The 21,120-nt window shown below is 71.7% G+C and carries 20 protein-coding genes; 14 read left to right on the forward strand and 6 right to left on the reverse strand.

Annotated features, from left to right (window positions below):
- Window positions 1-55: 55 nt before the first annotated feature.
- The 5 genes from ACFQZY_RS11250 (at window position 56) to ACFQZY_RS11270 (ending at window position 5,170) form a co-directional block, all read left to right on the forward strand.
- Window positions 56-817 (forward strand): IclR family transcriptional regulator, encoded by a 762-nt coding sequence (locus ACFQZY_RS11250; RefSeq protein ID WP_377415735.1) that lies wholly within the window; start codon window positions 56-58, stop codon window positions 815-817.
- Window positions 818-965: 148 nt separating this feature from the next.
- A complete protein-coding gene (locus ACFQZY_RS11255; protein WP_377415737.1) occupies window positions 966-1,901 on the forward strand; it encodes a tripartite tricarboxylate transporter substrate binding protein in 936 nt (311 codons plus the stop codon).
- Between the two features lie 26 nt (window positions 1,902-1,927).
- Window positions 1,928-3,430: a bifunctional 3-(3-hydroxy-phenyl)propionate/3-hydroxycinnamic acid hydroxylase gene (locus ACFQZY_RS11260; protein WP_377415738.1), complete on the forward strand. Its 1,503-nt coding sequence runs from the start codon at window positions 1,928-1,930 to the stop codon at window positions 3,428-3,430.
- 1 nt (window position 3,431) lies between these two features.
- Window positions 3,432-4,616 (forward strand): alpha/beta hydrolase family protein, encoded by a 1,185-nt coding sequence (locus ACFQZY_RS11265; protein WP_377415740.1) that lies wholly within the window; start codon window positions 3,432-3,434, stop codon window positions 4,614-4,616.
- The gene (locus tag ACFQZY_RS11270; protein WP_377415741.1) at window positions 4,613-5,170 is read left to right on the forward strand and encodes a VOC family protein; all 558 of its coding nucleotides are present in this window, start codon (window positions 4,613-4,615) and stop codon (window positions 5,168-5,170) included. Before ACFQZY_RS11265 ends, ACFQZY_RS11270 begins: the two co-directional genes overlap by 4 nt.
- On the opposite strand, the gene ACFQZY_RS11275 is transcribed toward ACFQZY_RS11270, so the two are convergent.
- From ACFQZY_RS11275 to ACFQZY_RS11295, 5 genes are all read right to left on the reverse strand, one after another.
- Entirely contained in the window at window positions 5,167-6,381 is a 1,215-nt protein-coding gene (locus tag ACFQZY_RS11275) for an MFS transporter (RefSeq protein ID WP_377415743.1), read from the reverse strand. The genes ACFQZY_RS11270 and ACFQZY_RS11275 overlap by 4 nt on opposite strands.
- A 46-nt stretch (window positions 6,382-6,427) precedes the next feature.
- The gene (locus tag ACFQZY_RS11280; protein WP_377415745.1) at window positions 6,428-7,381 is read right to left on the reverse strand and encodes an MBL fold metallo-hydrolase; all 954 of its coding nucleotides are present in this window, start codon (window positions 7,379-7,381) and stop codon (window positions 6,428-6,430) included.
- A 3-nt stretch (window positions 7,382-7,384) separates the two neighbouring features.
- On the reverse strand, window positions 7,385-7,597 hold the full coding sequence (locus ACFQZY_RS11285; RefSeq protein ID WP_377415747.1) for a DUF2783 domain-containing protein: 213 nt from the start codon (window positions 7,595-7,597) through the stop codon (window positions 7,385-7,387).
- A gap of 7 nt (window positions 7,598-7,604) precedes the next feature.
- Window positions 7,605-9,266 carry an FAD-dependent oxidoreductase gene (locus tag ACFQZY_RS11290; RefSeq protein ID WP_377415748.1) on the reverse strand — a complete coding sequence of 554 codons (1,662 nt, stop codon included), beginning with the start codon at window positions 9,264-9,266 and terminating at the stop codon, window positions 7,605-7,607.
- A gap of 104 nt (window positions 9,267-9,370) precedes the next feature.
- Entirely contained in the window at window positions 9,371-10,126 is a 756-nt protein-coding gene (locus ACFQZY_RS11295) for a helix-turn-helix transcriptional regulator (RefSeq protein WP_377415749.1), read from the reverse strand.
- A gap of 146 nt (window positions 10,127-10,272) precedes the next feature.
- Between ACFQZY_RS11295 and ACFQZY_RS11300 the strand changes: the two genes are divergently transcribed.
- The 8 genes from ACFQZY_RS11300 to ACFQZY_RS11335 are packed head-to-tail and all read left to right on the forward strand — an operon-like array spanning window position 10,273 to window position 18,528.
- Window positions 10,273-10,800, forward strand: coding sequence for a VOC family protein (locus tag ACFQZY_RS11300; RefSeq protein WP_377415750.1), 528 nt, complete (start codon window positions 10,273-10,275; stop codon window positions 10,798-10,800).
- A gap of 4 nt (window positions 10,801-10,804) precedes the next feature.
- Window positions 10,805-11,821, forward strand: coding sequence for a fumarylacetoacetate hydrolase family protein (locus tag ACFQZY_RS11305; protein WP_377415752.1), 1,017 nt, complete (start codon window positions 10,805-10,807; stop codon window positions 11,819-11,821).
- A gap of 36 nt (window positions 11,822-11,857) precedes the next feature.
- Complete coding sequence (gene styD, locus ACFQZY_RS11310; protein WP_377415754.1) at window positions 11,858-13,339, forward strand: phenylacetaldehyde dehydrogenase StyD; 1,482 nt, start codon at window positions 11,858-11,860, stop codon at window positions 13,337-13,339.
- Between the two features lie 36 nt (window positions 13,340-13,375).
- Window positions 13,376-14,392, forward strand: coding sequence for a TRAP transporter substrate-binding protein (locus tag ACFQZY_RS11315; protein ID WP_377415756.1), 1,017 nt, complete (start codon window positions 13,376-13,378; stop codon window positions 14,390-14,392).
- A gap of 2 nt (window positions 14,393-14,394) precedes the next feature.
- Window positions 14,395-14,907: a TRAP transporter small permease gene (locus tag ACFQZY_RS11320; RefSeq protein WP_377415870.1), complete on the forward strand. Its 513-nt coding sequence runs from the start codon at window positions 14,395-14,397 to the stop codon at window positions 14,905-14,907.
- 6 nt (window positions 14,908-14,913) lie between these two features.
- A complete protein-coding gene (locus tag ACFQZY_RS11325) occupies window positions 14,914-16,206 on the forward strand; it encodes a TRAP transporter large permease (RefSeq protein WP_377415757.1) in 1,293 nt (430 codons plus the stop codon).
- A 22-nt stretch (window positions 16,207-16,228) separates the two neighbouring features.
- Window positions 16,229-17,170, forward strand: a complete 942-nt coding sequence (locus ACFQZY_RS11330; RefSeq protein WP_377415759.1) for an NAD(P)-dependent oxidoreductase — start codon at window positions 16,229-16,231, stop codon at window positions 17,168-17,170.
- Complete coding sequence (locus ACFQZY_RS11335) at window positions 17,167-18,528, forward strand: MmgE/PrpD family protein (protein WP_377415761.1); 1,362 nt, start codon at window positions 17,167-17,169, stop codon at window positions 18,526-18,528. The genes ACFQZY_RS11330 and ACFQZY_RS11335 overlap by 4 nt, the downstream gene beginning before the upstream one ends.
- Before the next feature lie 79 nt (window positions 18,529-18,607).
- Here ACFQZY_RS11335 and ACFQZY_RS11340 read toward each other — a convergent pair whose 3' ends face one another.
- A complete protein-coding gene (locus ACFQZY_RS11340) occupies window positions 18,608-20,137 on the reverse strand; it encodes a YifB family Mg chelatase-like AAA ATPase (protein WP_377415762.1) in 1,530 nt (509 codons plus the stop codon).
- A gap of 217 nt (window positions 20,138-20,354) precedes the next feature.
- Between ACFQZY_RS11340 and ACFQZY_RS11345 the strand changes: the two genes are divergently transcribed.
- On the forward strand, window positions 20,355-21,101 hold the full coding sequence (locus ACFQZY_RS11345) for a TorF family putative porin (protein WP_377415764.1): 747 nt from the start codon (window positions 20,355-20,357) through the stop codon (window positions 21,099-21,101).
- Window positions 21,102-21,120: the final 19 nt, after the last annotated feature.

Consider the following 21,120-nt stretch of genomic DNA (forward strand, 5'->3'; position numbering starts at 1 on the left):
GGTTGCTAGACTTGCCCAGCCGGGATGTGCCGGTGCCCGACGCCCGCCGACCGCCATGGCCACCAGCCTCAGCAAGATGCTCTCGATCCTCGAGTTGTTCGACGAGGGGCACGCGAACTGGACGGCGGATGCCATTTGCGAGCACCTGCAGCTTTCCACCTCGAGCGGCTACCGCTACATCCGCGAACTCTCGGCAGCCGGCCTACTGACCCGCCTGACCGGGGGCATGTATGTCCTCGGGCCGCGCGTGATCGAGCTCGAGTACGTGATGCGCACCTCCGACCCGGTGGGCAAGGTGGGCCTGCCGATCCTGCAGCGCCTGGCCCAGACCACCGGCTGCGACGCCTTGCTGTCCAACGTCTACGGCTCCCACATCATCAACGTGCTGCATGTCCCCGGCGTCGAGTCCCTGAACGTTTCGTACACCCGCGGCCGGCAGCACCCCCTGTTCCGCGGCGCGGTCGCCAAATCCATCCTCCCCTTCATGAGCCGGGCGCAGTTGCTGAAGATCCATGCGGCCCGCCAGGCCGAGATCGCCGCCAGCGGGCTGGGCGAGGACTGGCTCGCGTTCTGGCGGCACATGCAGGCCCTGCGTCGCCAGGGCTTCAGCGAGAGCCACGGCGAACTCGATCCCGGCCTCCATGGGCTGGGCGTGCCCGTGATGGCCGATGGCTCCGTGGTTGGCAGCGTGAGCCTGGTGTTCTCCAGCGCCCGGGCCAAGGTGTTGAGCCGCGAAGGGCTGCTCGAGCAGATGCGCCTCGCGTCGGACGCTTTGAGCGCCGCGCTCGAGCCCCTGCGCGGTGACGTTCGCCTATGATTTATTGAATTTTCAAATGGCGGCAAAAATGTTGAAAACGCAACCCAGTCTAATGATTGGGCTTGGCGTCAAAGACTGAGGGTTTCCCATATATTGCAAATAAATGATTGGCGTCGCACAGTCTCCCCTTCTCCTAGGAGACACCCCCATGAAGCGTCGATCCTTTGCTGCCGCGGCCCTGCTGGGCCTCGCGCTCTCTGCCCAGGCCCAATCGGACAGCCCCCTGACCCTGGTCGTGCCTTTCCCGCCGGGTGATGCACTCGACGCGACTGCCCGTGCCGTGGCCGAGGCGGCCTCCCAGGAACTGAAGGTCCCCATCGTCGTGGACAACAAGCCCGGCGCCGCCGGCTTCATCGCCGCCGACGCGGTGGCGCGGAGCAACAGCCAGACGACCTTCCTGCTCGGCACCACCGCGATGATGTCGATCACCCCCTTCGTGCGGAAGGCGCCCTACGCGCCTTCGGACTTCACCCCCGTGGCGCGCATCGCCACCATCAACCTGGTGGTCGCCGTGTCCAGCGGCTTCCCGGCGAAGACCTGGGCCGAGTTCGTGGCGCTGGCCAGGCAGAACCCCGGCAAGTACAGCTACGCCTCGCCCGGCGAGGGCACCTTGCTGCACATGGGCATGGAGGCGCTGCAATCGACGGCGGGCTTCAAGCTGCTGCATGTTCCCTACAAGGGCATGGGCCCGGCCCTCCAGGACTTCCTGGCGGGCCGTATCGACGTGTACTCCGAGCCCGCCAACATCGCCCACGTCAAGGCCGGCACCGCGCGGGCCCTGGCCGTGGTCGGTGACGCCCGCCTGCCGGACCTGCCCGAGGTGCCCACCACCCGTGACCTGAAGATCGCCTACGACCAGGCCGGCTGGTTCGGCATCTTCGCGCCGAAGAACGTGCCCCCAGCCCTCACCGCGCGCCTGTCGACGGCCCTGCGCAACGCCGCGGCCCGGCCCGAGCTGCGCACCCGGCTGCCCGCCGGCGTGCAGTCAGCCTACCTGGCCGGTGCACCCTTCGCCGACCAGATCCGCGGCGAGCAGGACCTCTATCGCAAGCTGATCACGGACCTCAACATCAAACTCGACTGACAGACATCGCCTGTCAGGACCGCCCCATGGATCCCCACGATTCCGGCCTGTTCGACGTCGTCATCGTCGGGTATGGCCCTGTTGGCGCCACGCTCGCCAACCTGCTGGTGCAGCAGGGCCTGTCGGTCGCCATCCTCGAGCGCGAGGCCAGCGTCTACCACCTCGCGCGCGCTGGCCACTTCGACGCCGAGATCATGCGGGTCCTGCAAAGCATCGGCGTCGCCGACGAGATGGAGCCGCAATGCGGCATCACCACGGGCATGCGCTTCGTCGACGCCGACGGCCAGTTGCTGATGGAGTGGAAGCGCGGGGGGGCCAAGGGGCCCTCGGGCTGGGTGAGCGACTACATGTTCCACCAGCCCGACCTCGAGCGCATCCTGCGCGCCCGGCTCGCCGGCTCGCCGCGCGCGAAGTCCTTCCTCCTGCATGATGTCTACGCGCTCGAGGAGCGGGGGGACCATGTCGTCGTGCGCGCCGAGGACACCGCCAACGCCCGCCTCGTCAGCCTGCGTGGCCGCTACGTGGTCGGCTGCGACGGGGCCCGCTCGCTCGTGCGCCGCACCATCGGTTCCGAGCATGAGGACCTGGGCTTCAAGCAACGGTGGCTCGTGGTGGATGTCCAGACATCCCGCGACCTGGGCCTGGAGCCCGTGAGCACGCAGCACTGCAACCCGGCCCGCCCGAGCTTCGCGAGCAGCACGTCCGGCGGGAAGCTGCGCTGGGAGCTCATGGTCATGCCCGGCGACGACGTCACCCGCATCACGCGAGAGAACGTCGTCTGGGACTTCATCGAGAACTCGGTACGCCCGATCCGGCGTGAGGATGGCGAGATCACGCGGGCCGTGGTCTATACCTTCGAATCCCTGATCGCGAACCAGTGGCGAAAGGGCCGGCTGCTGCTCGCCGGCGACTCGGCCCACCGCACCCCGCCTTTCCTCGGCCAGGGCATGTGCGCCGGCATCCGGGATGCCGCCAACCTGGCCTGGAAGCTGGCCGCCGTCTGCCAGGGGCGTGCCAGCGAGGACCTGCTGGCGACCTACGAGACCGAGCGCGTGCCCCATGTGCGCGCCTTCATCCGGGGGGCGGTCGAGGCGGGCACGTTGATCCAGATGGCCGACCCCGTCGCGCTCGCCGCCCGTGCCCAGGACATGCGCGCCAACCCCAAGGCCTATGCGCCGCCCAACCCCGCGCTCGGCCCGGGCCTGCGCGATGACCACGGGCAGGGTGGCCTGGGCCGCCAATTCGTGCAGCCGCGCCTGCACGGCGTGCTGATGGACGACCGCATCGGCCACGCCTTCGCTCTGGTGGCCACCGAGGACTTCGTGCGCAGCCACGCCGACGCGGCCCGGCGTCAAGTGGCCTGCGGCGGCCTGCGCGTGGTGACCCTGCCGGCCGGCCAGGCCGAGACCCTGGCGCCCTACGGCGCGCCTGCCCTCCTGTTGCGACCCGACCGCTATGTCCACGCGACGATCCAGGACGGCGCGCAGCTGCAGGCCGTCCTCGACGCCTTGCCCGTGGCGCTGGCCTGAGATGCCGGGCGCCCCGCTGCACGTCGACAGTTTCCTCGCGGCATCGCCGCCGCCCAGTCCTGACCGTGAGCTGGACCAGGCCATGCTGCGCGCGTATTCCATCGAGCGCATGGTCGATTACGGCTGCGCCCTCGAAGACGTGCTGAAGCTGCGCCGCCGCGTCGAGGCCGGCCACGCCTGGCCCGATGTCGCCCGCCTGCTGGCGGACGACAACGAGGTGCGGGCCGAGGCGGCTGCGAGCGCCGGCCAGTCGGCGACCGCTACGCGCTACCTCCTGCACGCCGCGGCCTGCTGCCGGGTGGCCCAGGCGAGCCTCGAGGAGGAACCCGCGCAGCGCCTGGCGGTCTACGAGCGCCAGGCTCGCCTGTTCCGCGCTGCCCTGCGGCCGGCGCCAGGGACCGGCAGCGACTACTTCGAGGTCCGGCACCACGGGGCCTCGCACGCGGCGTGGCTGTTTCCCGCCGCCACGCTGTCGTCGGGCGGTCCCGCGGTAGTGGTCTGGGGCGGCGCCGACGGCTGGTGCGAGGCTTTCCACGCCGGCGTGTCCGCCTACCTCGAGCGTGGTCTGTCGGTGTGCCTGCTCGAGCTGCCGGGCCAGGGGCTCGCGCGGCTGCGTCACGGCTCCTTCCTGCAGCCCGATTTCACCCGACTGGTCTCGGCCACGCTCGACGCGCTGGTCGAACGCGGAGCGGATCCGCAGCGCCTCGGGGTCGCCGGCCACAGCGCCGGCGGCGCCCTGACACTGGCCGCCGCCGCGGCCGACGACCGCATCCGGGCCTGCTGCAGCAACGGCAGCTCGGACCAGCTCCTGCGGGGCCTGCAGAAGTTTCCGCGCGTCCTCCAGCGGTTCGGCCGGATGCTGGGCGCTGGCGCTGGCGCTGGCGCTGGCGCTGGCGTCGGCGTCGGCGAGGCCGAGGTTGCCGCCTTCTTCGACGCCGTCGACCTCACGCAGGCGGCCCGCCGCATGCGTGCCTCGTTGCTGTGCCTGCATGGCGGCCAGGACCCGCTGGTGACCGACGAGGAGATGCACCGCCTCGTCGCACGGCGTGGCGCCGACGCGGCGACGCTCGAGGCCTGGCCCGAGGGCGGGCACTGCCTCTACAACCACGCGGCCGAACGCAATGGCGTGATCGCCGGCTGGTTCGCGCACCAGCTCGCACCCGCCGCCTCCCGGAGCCACCCATGAGCCAGCGTCCCGGCCTCACCTTCAGCCATGTCGGCTTCTTCGTCACCGACCTCGAGCGGCAGGCCGACTTCTACACCCGCGTCCTCGAATTCACCGAGACCGACCGCGGCCTGCTCGAGGGCCCGCAGGGTCCGATGCAACTCGTGTTCCTCAGCCGTGACCCGGACGAACACCACCAGATCGTGCTGATCTCGGGGCGGCCCGCGCAGGTCCCGTTCAACGTGATCAACCAGGTCTCGCTCAAGGCCGACTCGCTGGCGACGCTGCAGCAGTTCCACGGCCGGTTGCAGGAAGCCGGGGCGGCCGAGATCCTTCCGGTCACCCATGGCAATGCCCTGTCGGTCTACTTCCGCGACCCGGAGGGCAACCGCGTCGAGCTCTATGTCGACACGCCCTGGTACGTCACGCAGCCCTGTCGCGTGCCGGCTCCGATCGAATTGCCACCCGACGAGTTGATGGCCTGGGCCGAGCGCCACGCGCGCACCCTGCCCGGCTTCCGTCCCCGCAGCGAGTGGCGGCGCGAGATGGCGCGCCGCATGGGGCTGGAGTCCTAGGCAGCCTGCCGCGCCAGCCGCTGCGCCCCCCACAGCGCCAGCGCCGCCAGCAGGCTGGCTCCCAGCATCACCCACAGGCCCGCGGTGTAGCCCCCCGCGGGCGTCCACAGCAACCCCATCAGCCACGGTGCCAGCGCCCGCGCCAGCGCGATCGGCAGGCCCAGCGCGCCATTGAGCGTGGCCACGTGGGCGCGGCTCACGTACTGCGCGATGGCCGTGCCCTTGACGATGGTGATCATCCCGTTGCCCAGGCCGTACACTCCGATGAACACCAGGGCCAGCGTGAACGAACCGCCAGCGGCCAGGCAGGCGAGCAGGGTGGCCAGACCCAGGGGGATCAGCAGCGGCACCAGCCGGTTCGCCAGGTGCGGGTCGAAGCGCTGGTCCGAGACATAGAGCAGGGCCCGCCCCAGCACCTGGATCACGCCCACGCTCGCCGGCACGCCCACCACCCACGCCGCCGGCAGGCCGGCCTCGCGCAGCAGGCTCACCATGTGCGCGGGCAGCGCCGCGGCCACGCCCATCATGCCCACGGTGAACACCGCCACCAGCAGGAAGGGCGCGCCGCGCATGAGGCGGCCCGGCGCCTCGTGCGGCGCATGCGCGGGATGGGGCGGCGCCGGCGGCGGTACGCCCCGGGCCAGCACCCACGCATGCAGCGGCACGCACAGGCCCAGGTGCAGCAGCGCCAGCACGCCGGCCGCGCCGCGCCACCCCAGCGTGTCGACCAGCCAGGCGGTCAGGGGAATGAACACCGTGCTCGCCAGCCCGCCCAGGAAGGTGAGGGTGATGATGGCCCGCCGGAAATCCTGCGGGTAGCGGCGCGTGACCACCGCGAACACCGGCGGGTAGAGCGTGGCCGACAGTCCCGCCCCGAGCAGCATCCACACCGCGTAGAACGAGGCGATGCCGCTGACGAAGGCATGCAGCCCCAGGCCTGCGGCCACCACCAGCGAGCCCCCGGCCATGACCAGCCGCTCGTGCCCGCGGTCGATCCATCGGCCCACCGGGTAGGCCAGCGCGCCCTCCACCAGCAGCGCCAGGCTGAAGGCCAGCGAGCTCTGGGCGCGGCCCAGGCCCAGCTCGCGTTCCACCGGCTCCATCAGCAGCGAGAAGCCATAGAAGACGCTCCCCCAGGTGACCAGCTGCCCCAGCGACAGCCAACCGACCACGCGGCGGTCGTAGCGGTCGCTGGGCGGGGACAGGCTCATGCGCGTGATTCTTCCACGCACGGTGGGGCCGGCATGCCCGGGGGTGTCACCCGTTCAGTTCGTTCCAGAGTTCGCGGTCGCGCGCGTCGGTCCAGATCGAGGGCTCGCCGCCGCCGGCCAGCTCCTCGAGGGCGCGGCACACGTCGAACGGCATCACGTGCTGGAACACCGGCCACTGGCCGTACTTCGGCCGCATGGCGGCCAGCGCGGCCTCGTAGGTCTCGCGCCGGCTGCAGCCGCGGCCGTGGGCCTCGGCCACGCAGGCCCACAGGTCGTCGAGGAAGCCGCGCGTGGCGGCGATGGCCGTGCGCGCGCCGGCGGCCTCCATCAGGGGCGCGCCGCGACCCGGCATCAGCGCGCGCGGGGCGAGGGCCTCCAGCTGCGACAGCGTCGACGACCATTCGCGGATGTAGCCGTCGCCCGCATACACCGCGCACTGGTTCTCCACCAGGTCGCCGGCGAACAGCACCTGCTGCGAGGGGATCCAGGCCACGCTGTCGCCGCGCGAGTGGCCGCGGCCCACGTGCAGCAGCTGCACCTCCAGGTCCCCCAGCCACAGCGTGAGGCGGTCGCCGAAGGTGATGTGGGGGTGGGTCAGCCCGGGGATCTGCTCGTGGCCCTGGAACAGCCGCGGGAAGCGGCCCCGCTCGCTGTCGTAGTCGGCCTGCCCGCGCTCGCGGATCCAGGCCTGGGTGCCGTCGCTGGCGATCACCGTCGCGCCCTCGAAGGCGCTGGCGCCCAGCACGCGCACCGCGTGGTAGTGGGTCAGGAACACATGGCGCACCGGCAGCGGCGTCACGCTGCGGATCGCCGCCAGGAAGTCGCGCGCCATCGCCGGCGTGGCGCGCGTGTCGATGGCCAGCACGCTGTCCGGGCCGACGATGAAGCCGCAGTTGGGGTCGTAGTCGGACGCATAGGCCCAGGCGTTGTCGGACAGCTGCACCAGGCGTGCAGTCTGCTGGCGGCTGTCGGCGGCGGAGGCGAAGGAGACGGTGGTCATGGTTCAGGCGGGCCGGGGGTTGCGAAGGGGGGCGGCGGCCGCGTCGATGCAGGCCTGCAGCGTGGCGGCATCGCCGACCTGGTTGGCCAGCAGCATCACGAGGCGCGCATTGAGCAGGGCGCTGTCGCCGTCGCCCAGGCCTTCGTGGGCGGCGACGAGCGCGGCGTAGAAGCCGTCCGGGTCGGACAGCCGCGAGGTGGAGAGGTCGGCTTGCATGGAGGCCTCAGGAGGTCACGGGAAGGGATTGGCCGAGGCTGCGGCGCACGGCGGCGGCCAGGGCCGCGCCGTCGTGGCGGGCCAGCGCGGTGGCCAGGTGGCCGTCGGGCCGCACCAGGGCGATGCCGCCGGGCGCGGTGCCGGCCTGGGCGGCGAGCAGGCCCTGCGGGTCCTCGACGTCGCGGCCCACGACCCACAGGCGCACCGGCAGGCCGTCGGTGGCGGCGGCCAGCGCGCCCAGGGCGGGCGCGGAGCCAGCCGCGGGGAAGACGAAGGCGGCGTGTTCGCAGCCCGTCTCGCGCAGCACGTCCACCAGGCCCAGGTCGCGGCCGCCCGCGCGCAGCGGCACGTTGGGAATCAGCCGGCCGTCCTGCGGCCCCGGGCCCACGGTCGGCAGCCCGCCGTAGTGGTGCGAGGACATCATCCGGCCGGTGTTCACCAGGCCGCGGGCGAAGGCGTACTGCTCGCGGGCCAGTTGCACCACCGCCTGGCGCAGCGTGAACTCCATCGGCGAACGCGGCTGCATGAACCGGCCCGAGCGGCTGGTGATGCGGATGTTCTCCTGCGCCGCGCGGTGCCGCTCGAGGTGGTAGGTGTCGAGGATCTCGGGGCCGGCGCGTCCCTGCAGCAGCAGCTGCAGCTTCCAGCCCAGGTTGTCGGCGTCGGCGATGCCGGAGTTGCCGCCGCGCGCGCCGAACGGGCTCTTGGCATGGGCGGCGTCGCCGATGAAGACCAGGCGGCCATGGCGGAAACGCTCCATCAGCATGGTGCGGTAGGAATAGGCGCCGACCCAGACGATCTCGAAGTCCACGTCCGGCCCCAGCATGGCGCGCACGCGCTCGCGGGCCACGTCGTGGCGGCTCACGTAGGCCGGGTCGGCGTCCGGCGCCATCTGGAAGTCCAGGCGCCAGACCTGGTCGGCCATCAGGTGCTGCCACACGCCGCGGTTGTCGTTGAAGGGCGCCTCGACCCAGGTCCAGCGCTCGTTCAGGCGCTTGTGGGTGAACTTCACGTCGGTGATGCACCAGCGGTCCAGGCCGCGCTCGGTGTGCTCGCGCAGCTGCAGCAGCTGGCGCACCGCGCTGTTCACCCCCTCGGCGTCGACCACCCAGTCGGCCTCCAGCGTGTAGGCGCCCGCGGGCGTCTGCACGTCCAGCTCGACGCGGTCGTCGAGGTTGCGCGCGCCGGTGACCTTGTTCTTCCAGCGCAGGTCCGTCAGTCCCAGCTCGAGGAGGCGGTCGACCAGGTACCACTCCAGGTAGAACTGCTGGATATTCACGAAGGGCGGCTGCAGCGACACGCTGGCGGGCTGGAAGTCGAACTCGTACAGCACGTCCGGCCCGGACAGCACCTTGCCCACCGACCAGCGCGTGCCCTTGGCGGCGATGCGCTCGTAGATGCCCACGCGCGCCATGATCTCCAGCGTCTTCTGCATGTAGGCGATGCCGCGGCTGGAGGCGCCGCGCACGCCCACGGTGTTGTCCTCGTCCAGCACGGTGCAGGCGACGCCGCGCGAGGCCAGGTCGGCCGCCAGCGTGAGGCCGGCCAGGCCGGCGCCGACGATGACGAGGGAGTGCCGCTTACGTTGCTGCCCGCCGGCGCCGGGCGCCAGCTCGGGCGGCGGCACGAACTCGAACTCCGGCAGGCGGTAGTGGGTGCTTGTCTCCATGGTCTGTGTCTCCCGGGTCCGCATGCGGACTCCTTCAGGCCATGGAAGTTACCGGCGCGCCGCTGCCGCGTCTGTCCTGTCGGACAACGACAGGTGCGGCCGCCTCAGTGCACGCCGCGCAACTGGAACAGCTGGCGCTGGCGCTGGATGCCCAGCTTCTCGAAGGCGCGCTGGCGGTAGGTGGCCACGCTGGTGGGGCTCAGGCCCATGTCGCGGGCGCACTCCTTGGCGCTGCGGCCGTCCAGGATGGCGTCGACCACCTGGCGTTCGCGCGGGGACAGCAGGGCGAAGCGCCCGTCCGGCCCGGGCGATGCCGCCACCGCGGGGGCGGCCAGCGCGAGGTGCCGCCGCAGCGCCGACGCCACCAGCCGCGCCTGGCCGCCGAAGGCCGCGAGCGCGCCTTCCAGGGGCACGTCGCAGATCGACGGCCGGTAGGCGTTGAGGACGCCCCATCCGCCATCGACCGCGACGATCAGCGACAGCCGCTCGGCCAGGCCGATGTCCTCGTAGCTGCGGGCCCACTGGTGGTCGGGCAGCTCCTCGCGGCTCAGGCAATTGAGCAGGAGATCGTCCCGGGCGTGCTCGACGACGCGCGCCGTCGGGTCCACGCGGTAGAAGCCGTCGCGCACATAGCACTCGCCCACGCTGTGGGCCTCCAGCCCGGGCAGGCGGGCCGTGCCGATGCGGACCGGCGCCGCGCCCGCATGCACGAAGAGGGAGCAGTCGCTGGCCCCGACGGCCTCGCGGCAAAAGCCCAGGAGCGACGGCACGAAATGCTCGTCGCCGATGGCTTCGACCACGCCCCACATCGCGCTCGCCACAGGCGATGCGCAATCGCCGGACAGGGAGATCGTCTTCATGCGGACATTGTCCGTGCAGGCGCCGGCCCGCGCGGCCCCCTGCGGGATTGGTACTTTCCATTGAGAAGAAAGTGCTGTCGTTGTTCGACAGGACAGACGCCGCCCGGGGGCAGGGGAAGAATCCGCCGCGACAGGAGACAAGCCCCATGGCCACCGCCCACGCCACCGAGCCCCGCCCGGTGCACGGACTGCATCACTTCGCATGGCGTTGCCGCGATGCCGAGGAGACGCGCCGTTTCTACGAGGACCTGCTGGGCCTGCCGCTGGTGCACGTGATCCAGAAGGACCACGTGCCGAGCACCGGCGAGTACTGCCCCTACGTGCACATCTTCTTCCGCATGCGCGACGGCTCGTGCATCGCGTTCTTCGACCTCGGCGACGGCCAGGCCGCCCAGCCCTCGCCCAACACGCCGGCCTGGGTGAACCACATCGCCCTGCGGGTGGACGGCCCGCAGGACCTGGAGGCCATGCGCCAGCGCCTGCTGGCCCACGGCGTGGCGGTGCTCGGGGTCACCAACCACGACGACTACATCCACTCCATCTACTTCTTCGACCCCAACGGCATCCGCCTGGAGCTGACCACCGAGGTCGCCTCGGCGGCCACGGTCGACGGCTACGCCCGCAGCGCGCACGAGCAGCTCGCGCGCTGGACCCGGGACAAGCAGGGACGCTGACCCCATGGCTCACGACACCTCCCTCTCGCTGCGCCTGGCGTCCCTGCGCGATGGCAGCCGCGACGGCCGCCTGGTGCTGGTGGACGCCGGCCAGCGCCGTTGCCTCGCCGTGCCCCACATCGCGGCGCACCTGCAGGCCGCCCTCGACGACTGGGCCACCGCCGCCCCCCGGCTCGCCGCCGAGCAGGCGCGCCTGGACGCCGCGGGCTGGCCCGGCGCGCAGGCCTTCGACCCGGCCGCCTGCATGGCGCCGCTGCCGCGCGCCTACCAGTGGGCCGACGCCTCCTGCTACCGCAACCACGCGCGCCTGATCTACCAGTGGCGCCGCGAGCCGATCCCGCCGCGCTACGAAGACGAGCCCCTGGTCTACCAGGGCGGCTCCGACGTGATGCTCGGGCCCTGCGACCCGCTGGAGGCGGTGGACGAGGCCCATGGCATCGACCTCGAGGCCGAGATCGGCGTGATCACCACCGACGTCCCCATGGGCACCCGGGCGGCCGAGGCGGTGGACCACATCGCGCTGGTCGTCCTGATCAATGACGTGTCCCTGCGCGGGCTGATCCCGGGCGAGGTCTCGCGCGGTTTCGGCTTCTACCAGAGCAAGCCGGCGACGCATTTCGCGCCGCTGGCCGTCACGCCCGCCGCCCTCGGCGCCGCCTGGCGCAACGCCACGCTGCACCTGCCGGTGCAGGTCCACATCAACGGCGAGTGGTTCGGCGCGCCCAACGCGGGCGAGGAGGTGGTGTTCGACTTCGGCCGCGTGATCGAGCACCTGTGCCGCACCCGCTCGCTGGCGGCCGGCACCATCGTCGGCGGCGGCACCATCTCCAACGCCGACGAGCGCACCGGCAGCGCCTGCATCACCGAGGCCCGCGTGCGCGCCACGCTGGCCGGCGTGCCGGACGACCGGCTGCGGCCCTACCTGCGCCACGGCGACCGCGTGCGCATCGAGGCGCTCGACGACGGGCGCAGCGTCTTCGGCGCGATCGACCACCGCGTGCAGGTGCGCGTCGCGCGCTGATACCCGTTCCCGACTCCCGTTCCGACAGGCCACACCATGAATGCTCCCCATCCCGCGGTGCCTCCCTTGCGCGACCAGATGCTGATCGACGGCGCGTGGGCCGCCGCTGACAGCGGCGCCACCTTCGAGGTGTTCAATCCCGCCACCGGCGAGGTGATCGCGCGCGTGCCCCAGGCGAGCGAGCGCGATGTCGACCGCGCCGTCCAGGCGGCGCGCCGGGCGCTGGTGTCGCCGCAGTGGAGGGGCCTCACGCCCTACGCCCGCGAGCGCCTGATCCACAAGCTGGCTGACCTGGTCGAGGCACACGGCGACGAACTCGCCCGGCTGGAGACCCTGAACCAGGGCAAGCTGCTGCCCTGGAGCCAGGCCATCGAGGTGGGCGGCAGCGCGCAGTGGCTGCGGTACATGGCGGGCTGGGCCACCAAGATCGAGGGCAGCACCTTCGAGGTCTCGATTCCCTTCCCGCCCGGCACGAAGTACCGCGCCTCGACCCAGCGCGTGCCGGTCGGCGTGGTCGGCGCCATCGTGCCGTGGAACTTCCCGCTGGCGATGGCCGTGTGGAAGATTGCGCCGGCCCTGGCCTGCGGCTGCACCGTGGTCCTCAAGCCCGCGGAGGAGACGCCGCTGACCGCGCTGCGCCTGGCCGAACTGGCCCTGGAGGCGGGGTTCCCGCCCGGCGTGCTGAACGTGGTCACCGGCGACGGCGAGACCGCCGGCGCCGCCCTGGTGCGCCACCCCGGCGTGGACAAGGTCTCGTTCACCGGCTCCACCGAGGTCGGGCGCCTGATCGGCGCGCAGTGCGGCCGCGACATCCGCCGCGTCGCGCTGGAGCTCGGCGGCAAGAGCCCGGTGATCGTCCTGGACGACATGGACGTCGAGACCGCCGTGGCCGGCGCGGCCGGCGCCATCTTCTTCAACCATGGCCAGGTCTGCACCGCCGGCTCGCGCCTGTACGTCGCCAAGCCGCTGTACGAGAAGGTGGTGGCCGGCCTCGCGCAGGCGGCCGATGCCACGGTGCTGGGCGGCGGCTTCGATGCGAACGCGCAGATGGGACCGATGGTCTCGGCGCGCCACCGCGACCGGGTGATGGGCCTGATCGGCACCGCCGCCGCCGAGGGCGGCGAGGTCGTCGCCGGCGGCCGCCGCGGCGACGGCCCGGGCTACTTCGTGCGTCCCACCGTGGTGGCCAACACCGCCGGCAAGGACCTCACGCTGGTGCGCGAGGAGGTCTTCGGTCCGGTCCTGGTGGCCATGCCCTTCACCGACCTGGACGAGGTGCTGCAGCAGGCCAATGCCAGCGCCTACGGCCTGGGCGCCAGCGTCTGGACCCACCACCTCCAGAAGGCGCAGCGCGCGATCGACGCGCTGGAGGCGGGCACCGTCTGGGTCAACACCCACAACATGGTCGACCCCCACATGCCCTTCGGCGGCTTCAAGGCCTCCGGGGTCGGCCGCGAGCATGGCCGCAGCGCCATCGAGGCCTACACCGAGCTCAAGTCGGTCTGCATCGCCTACTGAATCCCACCCATCCCGTACTACAAGGAGACAAGCACCATGTGGAATCGCCGTACCCTCTGCGCGCTCGCCGCGTCCGTCGCCTGCGTCCTGGCCGCGCCCGCGCAGGCCCAGACCACCTTGACCGTGTCGAACTGGGTGCCCGTGGGCCATCCCGTCGCCAACGCGATGAACAAGTGGATCCAGGACGTGGAGAAGGCCACCGCCGGCCGCGTGAAGTTCCAGACCCTGCCCAAGGCGGTGGCCACGCCCCAGGCGCACTACAACGCCGTGCGTGACGGCCTGGCCGACGTGAGCTTCACCGTGCTGGGCTACACCCCGGGCCGCTTCGCCCTGTCCGAACTCGCGGAGCTGCCGCTCATGGGCATCACCGCCGAGGCGAACTCGGTGGCCCTGCAGCGCGTGGCCGAGCGCCACCCGCAGTTCATGGCCGAATACAAGGACGTGAAGGTACTCGCGCTGTTCACCCACGGCCCCGGCGTGATCTTCAACATGAAGAAGCCGGTGCAGACCCTGGACGACCTCAAGGGCCTGAAGTTCCGCGTCGGCGGCGGCGTGGTCAACGAGGTGGGCAAGCTGATCGACGCCAACACCACGCTCAAGCCCGCCACCGAGTCGTACGAGCTGCTGTCCACCGGCGTGATGGATGGCGTCTTCCTGCCGTTCGAGTCGATCTCGACCTACAAGATCGACAAGCTCATTCGCCATGCCACCACCTTCCCCGGCGGCCTGTACAACTCGGCCTTCCTGGTCATGATGAACAGGGACGCCTACCAGCGCATCCCGGCGTCCGACCGCGCCATCGTGGACAAGATGGCCGGCGAGCCCTTCGCCCGCGCGCTGGGCCGCTCCTTCGACGAGAAGGACCAGGAAGGCACCGCACTGGCCCAGGCCAGCGGCATCAAGGTCACGCCCGCCTCGCCGGACATGGTCAAGTCCATCCAGGCCAAGGTCGGCGTGCTGGACCAGAAGTGGATCGAGACCGCGCGCGGCAAGGGCCTGGCCAATCCGGACAAGGTCCTGCAGGAGTTCCGCGCCGAGGCGCGCAAGCCGTGACGATGCGCGCGGCTCTGGAAGCCCTGGCCCGGGGACTGGACCGCGCCCTCACCGGGGTGGCGGGCCTGGCCCTGCTGGCCATGATGGTGCTGACGTTCCTGGACGTCATGGGTCGCAAGTTCTGGGTCTCCGTGCCCGGCGCGCTGGAGGTCAGCGAGATCCTGATGGTGGTCCTGCTGTTCTCCGGGCTGCCGCTGGTGGCCTGGCACGCCGAGCACGTGTGCTTCGAGCTGGTGGACAAGATGTACCGCGGCGCGGCCGCCGTCTGGTCCCGGGTCTTCATGGACCTGTTCTGCGGCGTGGTCTTCGGCGCCCTCGCCGCGGCGGTCTGGAAGTTCGCCGGCCGCACCATGGAGGACGGCGAGGTCACGGTCTACCTGAAGTGGCCGATCGGCTGGTTCGTCTACCTGATCGCCGTGCTGGTCGGCGTCGCCGCCGTGATGCACCTGGTGCGCGCCGCCACCGTGGACCGCGACCCGGTCGAACCCGACGAGGCGCTCCCGTCCGGGAGCTGATACCCCATGACTGTCTGTCTTCTCGGCTTCGCGGCCATCTTCCTGCTCATGGCCCTGCGCATTCCCATCGCGATCGCGATGGGCGTGGTGGGTTTCGCCGGCCTGGCCCTGCTTCGCAACTGGAACGTGGCCGTCGCCAGCACCCTGGAGGTGGTCAAGAGCACCGGCTTCTCCTACACCCTGTCGGTGGTGCCGCTGTTCATCCTCATGGGCAACTTCACCGCGCGTGCCGGCATGGCCCGCGAGCTGTTCGACCTGGCCCGGTCCTTCCTGGGCCACCGCCGCGGCGGCCTGGCCATGGCCACCATCGGCGCCTGCGCCGGCTTCGGGGCGATCTGCGGCTCCTCCATCGCCACCGCGGCCACCATGGCCAAGGTGGCCTACCCGGCGATGAAGGACCTGGGCTACGACGATCGCCTGTCCACCGGCGCCATCTCCTCGGGCGGCACGCTGGGCATCCTGATCCCGCCGTCGACGGTGATGGTGATCTACGGGATCATGACCCAGACCAACATCGGCAAGCTGTTCGCGGCCGGCATCGTGCCCGGGCTGCTGATGACGGTGCTCCTGTGCCTGGCGGTGGCGTGGATGGTCTGGCGCCATCCCGAGATGGCCAACCGCAGCGAGCGCCAGGGCTGGGGCCTGCGGCTGCGGGCGCTCGGCGAGATCTGGGGCGTGGTGCTGCTGTTCGGGCTGGTCATGGGCGGCATCTACGGCGGCCTGTTCACCGCCACCGAGGGTGCGGGCTTCGGCGCCTTCGGCGCCTTCGCGTTCGCGCTGTCGCGGCGCGTCATCACCGTGCGGGTGCTGGGCGAGATCCTGTCCGAGTCGGCGCGCACCACGGCGATGCTGTTCACCATCCTCATGGGCGCGCTGATCTTCGGCAACTTCGTCAATTTCTCCGGCATGCCCGATGCGCTCAAGGAGTTCGTGATGCAGTTCGGCGTGCATCCGATCCTGGTGGTGGTCGCGATCTGCGTGATCTACGTGATCCTGGGCACGGCGATGGAGGAACTCTCCATGATCCTGCTCACGGTACCGGTGTTCTTCCCGCTGATCGTGCAGCTCGGGTTCGACCCGCACTGGTTCGGCGTGCTGATCGTGGTGGTGGTCATGGTCGGCCTGATCAGCCCGCCGGTGGGCATGAACCTGTTCGTGCTGACTTCGCTGCTGCCGCGCGTCTCGCTGCAGACCGTCTTCCGGGGGGTGTGGCCCTTCATGTGGGCCCAGCTGGTGTGCCTGGCCCTGCTGATCGCCTTCCCCGACATCGCGCTGTTCATCCTGCGCTTCATGGACTGAGTTTTCGAAGGAAGGACCGACGATGGGAATCGACATCGGCTTCATCGGCCTGGGCGTCATGGGCGCCCCGATGGCCACGCACCTGGCGCGCGCCGGCCACCGGCTGACGCTGCTGGATGCCCAGGAGGGCGTGGCCCGCGACCTGGCCGCCCGCCTGGGCGCGCCGGCGCAGGCCGTGCGCACGCCGCGCGAGGTGGCGCAGCACAGCGACGTGATCATCACCATGCTGCCCAATGGCCAGGTGGTGCAGCAGGTGGTGCTGGGCGAGGAGGGCGTGCTGCACGGGCTGCGCCCGGGGGCGCTGCTGCTGGACACATCCAGCTGCGAGCCCTGGCTCACCGAGCAGACCGCCCGCGCGCTGGCCGGGCGCGGCGCCACCATGGTCGACGCGCCGGTCTCCGGCGCGGCCTGGGGCGCGCAGGACGCCAAGCTGGTCTTCATGGTCGGCGGCGCCGACGCCGACGTGGCCCGCGTGCGCCCGCTGCTGGACGTGATGGGCCGCGCGGTCTTCCACCTCGGCGGCCTGGGCTGCGGCCATGCGATGAAGTGCATCAACAACTGCATCACCGCGATCACGCTGGCCAACACCGCCGAGGGCCTGGTGGCCGGCAAGCGCTACGGCCTCGACCCGAAGGTGATGGTCGATGTGCTCAATGAATCCACCGGCGGCTCGTGGATCACCCAGACCCACTTCAACCAGCGCGTCTTCAACCGCGCCTTCGACGACCCGTTCAAGCTGGAGCTGATGCTCAAGGACGTGGGCATCGCGGTCGAACTCGCCCGCGAGACCGCGTCCGCCGTGCCGATCTGGGGGCTGGGCCAGCAACTCTGGCGCATGGCCGACCGGGCCGCCGGGCCCGGCGCCAGCGTGAGCGAGCTGGTGCGCTGGGTCGAGAACCAGTCCGGCACCGAGCTCACGCCGGGAGCCGAGCCCCGGCAGGCCGCACGCGGGGGAGCGGCATGACGCCCGAGCAGTCCCTCGCCCGCTTCGTCACCGGGCTGCAGGCCGGCGACGTCGAGCCGCAGGCCCTGCGCACCACCCGCCGTGTGCTGATGGCGGCCCTGGGCACCGGCATCGCCGGCGCCGGCGAGGACGGCATCGCCGCCCTGCGCCAGCTGCTCGTCGACCGCGGCGGCAAGGCCGAGGCCCGCAGCCTGGTGTTCGGCGACGCCCTGCCGGCGGTGGTGGCGGCGCAGCTCAATGGCACGATGTGCCGCGCCCTGGACTACTGCGACGCGATGGCGCCCGGCATCCACATCGGCTCCTCGCTGGTGCCGGCGGCGCTGGCCGCCGCCGAACTGGCGGGCGGCTGCAGCGGCGAGACCTTCCTGGCCGCCCTGGTGGCGGGCTGCGAACTCGGCGCCCGCTTCAACCTCACCGAGGCCATGTACGACGGCTTCGACCCGACGGGCGTGGCCATCGTCTTCCCGGCCACCGCCGCCGCGGCGCGCGTCCTCGGCCTCGACGAGAAGCAGACGCTCAACGCCCTGGGCCTGGCCTTCAACCGCTGCGGCGGCAGCTTCCAGAGCAACATCGACGGCACCCTGGCCGTGCGCGTGATCCAGGGCTGGGTGGCCGCCATCGGCGTCGAGTGCGCGCAGATGGCCCGGGCCGGCCTCACCGGGCCGCGCAACTTCCTGGGCGGGGTCTATGGCTACGCCCACCTGTACGGCCGTGGGCAGCTCCAGCCGGCCGATGTCGTCGCGGGCCTGGGCCAGGAGTGGCGCCTGAACCGCATGATGTTCAAGAAGTACCCCAGCTGCGGCGCCACCCAGGGCCTGACCGAGCTGACGCTGCAGCTGGTGCGCGAGCTGTCGCTCACGCCGGACCAGGTGCGCAGCGCCGAGGTGCGGCTCAACCCGTACTGCCACCGCCTGGTGGGCCATGAATTCGAGATGGGCGACAACCCGCGGGTGAACGCGCAGTTCAGCGTGCAGTACTGCGTGGCCAACGCCATCGTGCGCGGCGACTCGCAGCTGGCCCACTTCCGTCCCGAGCAGGTGGCCGATGACGCGGTGCTGGCCCTGGCCCGCCGCGTCAGCGCGGTGGCCGACCCGGCGCTCGATGCGCGCGGGCACTCGTCGGTCGACGTCACCCTCGTCACCGCCGACGGCCAGTCCCATGTGCGCACGCTGGACATCGCGCCCGGCTACCCGGGCAATGAGCTGGACGACGACCAGCACCAGAAGCGCTTCCGCGATTGCATGGCCTATGCCGCCCACCCGCTGGCGGCGTCGCAGGTGGACGCCCTGCTCACCGCCATCGAGCGGCTGCACGAGCTGCGCGACGTGCGCGACCTGCTCCGGCACCTCGTCGCCTGAGGCGGGCCGGCGCGCCCGGGCCGGGGCCCCTTCGGGGGGCTGCGCCCGGCGCGCCGCGAAATGCGCCGGGGGGCGCGACTCAGTCCCGCGCCGCCGCCAGCGCCCGCCGGTACTGCGCCGCCTCGGCCACGTGCGCCACCTGCACCTCGGCCGAGGCCTCGAGGTCGGCGATGGTGCGTGCCACCTTCAGCGCCCGGTGGGTGGCGCGCGCGCTCCAGGCGAGCCGGGTCGCGGCCTGCTGCAGGAAGGCGGCGGCCGCGGGCTGCAGGCGGGCCTGCGCGTCGATCTCCCGCCCCTGCAGCGCCTGGTTGGCGCAGCCCTGGCGGGCCACCGCCCGTTCGCGGGCGGCGGTGCAGCGTTCGCGCACGGCGCATGAGGCCTCCCCGGGCGGCGCCTGCACCAGCGCCTTCGGCGCCAGCGCCGGCACCTCCACCTGCAGGTCGATGCGATCGAGCAGCGGCCCGCTCAGGCGGGACTGGTAGCGCGCCACCTGCTCGCCGGTGCAGCGGCAGGCGCGCTGCGCCGCGCCCAGCCAGCCGCAGGGGCAGGGGTTCATCGCGCCCACCAGCTGGAAGCGCGCCGGGAACAGCGCCTGCCGCGCGGCGCGCGAGATGCGGATCTGTCCCGTCTCCAGCGGCTCGCGCAGGGCCTCCAGCGTGCTGCGCGGGAACTCGGGCAACTCGTCCAGGAAGAGGACCCCGTGGTGCGCCAGCGAGACCTCCCCCGGCCGGGGCGGCGAGCCGCCGCCCACCAGGGCCGCCGGGCTGGCCGAGTGGTGCGGGGCGCAGGTGCGCCGCTGCGACCAGTGCGCCGGGTCGAAGCCGCCGCACAGGCTGGCCACTGCGGCGCTTTCCAGCGCCTCCTGCGCGGTCATGGGCGGCAGCAGGCCGGCCAGGCGCTGCGCCAGCATCGACTTGCCCGAACCCGGCGGCCCCACCAGCAGCAGGCTGTGGCCGCCCGCCGCGGCGATCTCCAGGGCCCGGCGCGCCCCGTGCTGTCCCTTCACGTCGGCCAGGTCCGGCGCCTGCGCCGCGGCCTGCGCCGGCGGCGGGCCGGGCCGGGCCCAGCCCTCGCCGGGGTCCGCCGGCCCGCCCGGGCGGAAGCGCCGGACCACGTCCATCAGGTGCCGGGCCCGCCACACCGCGGCGCCGGGCACCAGGGCCGCCTCCTCCGCGCTGCCCGGGGGCAGCACCAGCTGCACCCGTTCGCCCTGGCCCTGCAGGGCCAGGCTCATGGCCAGGGCGCCGCGCACCGGCCGCAGTTCGCCCGACAGCGAGAGCTCGCCGGCGAACTCGTGCCCCGCCAGGGCGGACGGGTCCACCTGCCCGCTGGCCGCCAGCAGGCCCAGCGCGATCGGCAGGTCGAACCGGCCCGAGTCCTTGGGCAGGTCGGCCGGCGCCAGGTTGACGGTGATGCGCCGGTTGTGGGGGAACTCCAGACCGCAGGTCGCCAGGGCGGCCCGTACCCGCTCGCGGGCCTCGCGCACCTCCATCTCCGCCAGGCCCACCAGCGTGAAACCGGGCAGGCCGTTGGCCAGGTGGACTTCCACCGCCACCGGCTCGGCCCGCAGGCCCACCAGGGCGCGGCTATGCACCAAACAAAGGCTCATGGCGGCCTCCTCCCCAGATCAGTGCGCCTCGGTCCCGGGCGCACGTTTCCCATTGAAATTGCACCGATTTGGTTCATGTTTCGGTGCGCGCCGGTGCCGTCCAGGTGCGGCCGGGACCGCCGGGGCGCGTCCGTACAACCTGCTGCCCGGGTGGCACGGGTCATGCTTAAAGGTGCTGCCAACCTTTTCAACCATCAACGGATCAACGGAGAAGACCATGAAGCTGAAAGCCACCGTCCTGCTGTCCACCCTCGCGCTGTCGGGCGCCGTGTTCGCCCAGACCAAGGCTCCCGAGCCCGACTACACCCTGTCGTTCAATGCCGGCGTGGTCACCGACTACCGTTACCGTGGCATCTCCCAGACCCGCCTGAAGCCCGCCGTGCAGGCCGGCGCCGACCTGGGTCACAGCAGCGGCCTGTACCTGGGCACCTGGGCCACCAACATCAAGTGGATCAAGGACTCCGGCGCCACCGACGGCAGCATCGAGCTGGACATCTACGGCGGCTACAAGGGCACCGCGGGCGACATCGGCTACGACGTCGGCTTCCTGCGCTACGAGTACGTCGGCAACAAGCTGGGCAACGTCCCCGGCTTCGCCAACGCCAACACCAACGAGCTGTACGCCGCCGTCACCGTCGGCCCGTTCACCGCCAAGTACTCGCACAGCGTCTCCAACCTGTTCGGCTACCTCGACAGCAAGAACAGCCAGTACCTCGACATCAACGCCACCTTCGACCTGGGCGGCGGCTGGACGGTGACCCCGCACGTGGGCCGCCAGGTGATCAAGAACAACGAGGCCTACAACTACACCGACTACTCGGTGACCCTGGGCAAGGACCTGGGCAACGGCCTGTCCGCCTCGCTGATGCTGGTGGACACCACCGCCAAGGAAGCCCTGTACACCTGGGGCGGCAAGTACGTCGGCAAGGCCGGCGCCGTGGCCGGCGTCAAGTACAGCTTCTGAGCCCCCCACCGAGGACATC

Source organism: Ramlibacter sp. GCM10027632, assembly GCF_042675325.1.
In the GTDB taxonomy this organism is placed as follows: Bacteria; Pseudomonadota; Gammaproteobacteria; order Burkholderiales; family Burkholderiaceae_C; genus Ramlibacter.